This window comes from Kitasatospora sp. NPDC059803, assembly GCF_042732255.1.
GTDB lineage: Bacteria > Actinomycetota > Actinomycetes > Streptomycetales > Streptomycetaceae > Kitasatospora.
On the sequence record NZ_JBHWIJ010000098.1, the window covers coordinates 13,073 to 15,388 of the forward strand.

Genomic DNA, 2,316 nt, shown 5'->3' on the forward strand with positions numbered 1-2,316 from the left:
CCGCGCGCCCGCGCGCCCACCCCGCTCCCGGCGCCGGGCGGCGCGCGGGGGCGCGGGGGGCGGGCGCGCCGCGCCGGGGCGGGGCGCGCGCGGCGGCGCGGCTCCGCCGCGTGCCGCACCAAGGACTGCGAGTCCCGCGGCGGCGTGCACGCCGGGTGGCGCCACCGGCGCTTTCCGTCCGGCTTGTGCGAGGTTGCGAGGCTGAGCCCACCTGGGCCGGGGTGGTGTCCGACCCGCGTTTCGCGGCGCGGGTGTGGTGGGTGCGTGTGCGGGGTGGTGCCTGCGGTCACGCCCGGCCGGGCTGCGGGGCGGCGTAGAGGATGCTGCACGGTCAGGTGCTGGAGCGTGGCGCCCGGGTCGTGTGCGGCAGTGATCCGGAAGCGGACGCTCGTGTCGCCGTCGGCGAGGATGCGGCCGGTGAGCGGGATGCGGGTGCGAAGGGTGCCGGTCTGCGCGCCCAGGTCGCTGCTTCAGGAACGTCGCCGAACCGGAATCAAGGCCCCCGCTGTCGCCGATTTCCGTTCGACTCTCCCGAGAGCCGGGCCCGCTCCGTCACCGAACGGGCCGATCTCGCCCAGTGGCTGACTGTGCGTGCCGACGGTGTTACGCTCCCGAGAGAAGAGAGAGCTGACTCTCACTTGTTGGCCGGGGACGCCGCTCGTCCGCCCTGGCCTGGACGTGCAGGAGAGGGCGGTTCTGCCAAGCGTTCGCTGCTCTTGTGGCCTTTGGCCGGTGAGGAGACCACCATGACCGCCCCCGCACCGCAGTTACCCTTCGAGCGCCCCGACGCCCTGGACCTGGCGCCGCTGTTCGCGCGCCTGCGCGAGGAAGGCCCGATCACGCGGGTGACGACACCCGCCGGCGACCCGGCCTGGCTGGTGACCCGCTACGAGGAGGCCCGGGAGGTTCTGAGCGACACCCGCTTCTCCCGGCTGCGCCCCGATTCCGAGGGCGCGCCCAGGATCTCGGAGTCGGCGCTGCACACGCGCCCCGCCCCCTCGCCAGAGGAGGAGGACCGCGAGCACACGCGGATGCGGCGGATGCTGGCGCCCGCGTTCAGCGCTCCGCGGATGCGCCGGCTGGGCGAGCGGATCGGGGAACTCGCCGCATCCTGCCTGGACGCGATGGAGGAGGAGCGCGCGCGGGATCCGGAACGCGCCGTCAACCTGCACGACCACCTGTCGTTCCCGTTGCCGGTGATGGTGATCTGCGAGCTGCTGGGTGTGCCGGTCGCGGACCGGGGCCTGCTGCGCGGCTGGTCGGAGCGGATCGCCGCGCTGTACGGCGGGGCCGACGGCGCCGCGGCCATGGCCGAGTTCGAGGCGTACGTGGCCGGCATCGCCGAGGAGAAGCGGAAGCAGCCGGGGCAGGACGTGATCAGCGACATCCTGGCCGTGCAGGCGGAGGACCCCTCGTTCACCGAGGGGGAGATGACCCGGCTGGCGGTGGGGCTGCTGTTCGCCGGCCACGAGACGACATCGGCCCGGATCGACCTGGGGGTGCTGTTCCTGCTGAGCGACACCGCCCGGCGGGACCGCTTCGCCGCCGACCCGGACGCGCTGGCCCGCGCCACCGTGGAGGAGGTCCTGCGGATGGCCTCGCCCGGTGGCCTGGGCCTGACCCGCTACGCCCGCGAGGACGTCACCGTCGCGGGGACCGCGATCGCGCGGGGCGAGGCGGTGCTGGTGGCGATCAACGCCGCGAACCGGGACGGGCGGGTGTTCGAGGAGTCGGACACCTTCGACCCGTCGCGTTCCCCCAACGCGCACCTGGCCTTCGGGCACGGCGGCCACTACTGCATCGGCAACGTGCTGGCACGCACCGAGATGCAGGTCGCGCTGACCGCGCTGTTCCGGCGCTTCCCCGACCTGCGGCTGGCGGTGGACGCGCGGAGCCTGCGCGACCACGACGAGCGGCTGGCGGGCGGCCTCAGCGAGGTCCCGGTCCTGTGGTGAGCGGGGAGCAGCCGTGCGAGCGGCCGGTCGCGCGGGTGGAGGCGGACACCTCGCGGTGCGTGTCGTCGGGGCAGTGCGCGGTGACCGCGCCGCTGGTGTTCGACCAGGACGAGGCCGGGCAGGTCGTCGTGCTCGCCGCCGAGCCCGGCGCACGGGCGGCGGAACTGGCCCGCCAGGCGGCCGCCCTGTGCCCGGCCTCGGCGATCCGGGTGTATCCGGTGAGCTGATCCGGCGCGCTAGCGGCCGGTTGGTGGGGGGCGCCCCCCCCCCCCCGCCCCGCCCCCCCCCCCCCCCCCCGCCGGGGGGGGGGGTGGGTGCGGGGCGGGGGGGGGCGGCCCGCCGGCGCGCCCCCGCGGGGGGT

At 75.9% G+C, this 2,316-nt stretch carries 2 protein-coding genes; both read left to right on the forward strand.

Going from position 1 to position 2,316, the window contains the following annotated elements:
• Positions 1-746: 746 nt before the first annotated feature.
• Positions 747-1,955, forward strand: coding sequence for a cytochrome P450 (locus ACFV6I_RS17820; RefSeq protein ID WP_380426223.1), 1,209 nt, complete (start codon positions 747-749; stop codon positions 1,953-1,955).
• On the forward strand, positions 1,952-2,182 hold the full coding sequence (locus ACFV6I_RS17825; RefSeq protein WP_380426226.1) for a ferredoxin: 231 nt from the start codon (positions 1,952-1,954) through the stop codon (positions 2,180-2,182). The genes ACFV6I_RS17820 and ACFV6I_RS17825 overlap by 4 nt, the downstream gene beginning before the upstream one ends.
• Positions 2,183-2,316: the final 134 nt, after the last annotated feature.